The 1821-nt window shown below is 69.0% G+C and carries 2 protein-coding genes; both read right to left on the bottom strand.

Annotated features, from left to right (window positions below):
- On the bottom strand, positions 1 to 977 hold a 977-nt coding region (locus tag CF70_RS23975), incomplete at its 3' end, for an MATE family efflux transporter (protein WP_414629476.1).
- Positions 978 to 1047: 70 nt separating this feature from the next.
- Entirely contained in the window at positions 1048 to 1587 is a 540-nt protein-coding gene (locus CF70_RS23970; RefSeq protein WP_035870615.1) for a winged helix-turn-helix transcriptional regulator, read from the bottom strand.
- Between the last annotated feature and the right edge of the window lie 234 nt (positions 1588 to 1821).

Below are 1821 nucleotides of genomic sequence, written 5' to 3'. Positions count from 1 at the left end.
GGCCCTCCGGCCGCCCCCCCCGCCCCGGCCACCGCCAGCGCCAGCAGCGCGCCGGCCCAGGCGGTACGGCGCGCGGTAACCCAGTCGCCGGCGCCCACGGCGCCGCCCACCAGCGCGGTCAGCGCCGAGCCCACGCCGAAGGCCAGCGGAATCATCAGGAATTCGAGCCGCGCGGAGATGCCGTAGGCCGCCACGGCGGCCGTACCGTAATGACGCAATTGCGCCGTCACCAGGATGGTGGTCAGGTTAGCCACCGATGCCAGGGCGCAGGCCACCAGCCCTACCGACAGGATGCGCACGAACAGCGCGCGCGATGGACGTATCCGCAGCATTGGCACAAAGCCGGCGCCGCCGCGCAGCACTACCCAGGCCATGGCCAGCGCCGCCCCCCACGACACTGCCGCGAGTGCGGCGCCGATGCCGGCCAGCCCCATGCCGGCCGGCTCGGCCAGCGCCCAGGCCAGGATAGGGAAGGCGATCCACATCAGCGCCAGCACGCGGGCCGCCAGTGCATGGCGGCCACCGCCGCGCAGCACGGAAGCCAGCGTGTTGGCCAGCCACGCTGGCACCGCGCCGGCGCCGAACAGCCAGATCGCATAGGTGGCGGCCGCGTCGGCAGCCGTTTGCCCGGCCACCGCGCCCAGGATGCCGCGCGGGAAGCCCGCCATCGCCACGGCGAACACCAGCCCCGCCGTGATGGCGATGATGAGCGCATGCAACACCAGGGAGGAAGCCTCCTCGCGCTTGCCCGCGCCCAGCGCGCGGGCGATGGCGGATACCACGCCGCCGCCCATGGCCCCGGTTGACATCTGTTGCAGCAGCAGGGCGAAGGGCAGCACGACTGCCCAGCCCGCCAGTGCCGCCGTGCCCTGGCGCGCCGCCAGCCAGGTCTCGATCAGTTGTGCGCCCGCCTGCAGGAACGCGATCAGGCTGGTGGGCGCGGCCAGTACCAGAATGCGGCGCAAGAGTTCGCGCATCAACGGTTGCGTGGGGGCGGCAGTAACCACGGACGCCAGCGTGGCTGCCGCCAGCGGATTGGCCTGGGGTTCATTCATGGCTGGACTCCGTTTCATCCGTCGTTTCGCGCTTGGCCGGTCCGGCTGGATCGTCTTCGCGGGCAAGGCGCCGCCGCAGGGCGCCGCTGGCGGCCGGGCCGGGCACTACGCGCAGGTCGTCCAGCGTCAGCGGGCTGCCGTCCGCGCGTGCCAGTGCCGGCGCGGCAATCGCGGCGCCGGTGCGCTTGTCCTGCAGCACGGTGTGCGGGCCGCACGCATCGTTCATCCAGCGGTCTGCCCAGGCTTTCAGGGCGACAAAGGCGGGAAAGAAGTCGCGGCTCTTCTCGGTGAGGTGGTAGACGTGCCGCGCGCTGTCGGGGGCAGGCAGGCGTTCCAGCATGCCGTGCTCCACCAGGCTTTTCAGGCGCGCGCTGAGGATGTTGGGTGCAATGCCCAGGTGGCGCTGGAATTCGTCGAAGCGGGTGCTGCCGTAGAACGCTTCGCGCAGCAGGAGGATGGCCCAGCGCTCGCCCAGCACTGACATTGAGCGGGCGATCGGGCATGGCATGCTGGCAAAGTCGGTGTGGGCCATGGGCCTCTCCATCTGGCTGGCGGTTGGTCCTGGCGATTTACTTTCGATTTGCAAGCCAGGACGTTTCGCGCATCTTAACTTGCAATTTGAAAGTTTGCTTGGGTGTGGGGGATAACTTTGTGCGATGTTCGGAGTGGTTTGTTTGTTTTTAGGGGCTGGTCGTTGGCTGCAGCTGCTTGACTGCAAAATCAACTTCAAAGGCTCTTAAAGTCAAAGGCGGTTTCACCCCCCTGC

This window comes from Cupriavidus sp. SK-3 (assembly GCF_000611145.1).
GTDB lineage: Bacteria > Pseudomonadota > Gammaproteobacteria > Burkholderiales > Burkholderiaceae > Cupriavidus.
This window is presented reverse-complemented; position numbering and strand designations above follow the sequence as displayed.

Coding starts and splice junctions, on each gene's coding strand:
- CF70_RS23970 (WP_035870615.1), bottom strand. CDS start 1,587: ATGGCCCACACCGACTTTGCCAGCATGCCATGCCCGATCGCCCGCTCA.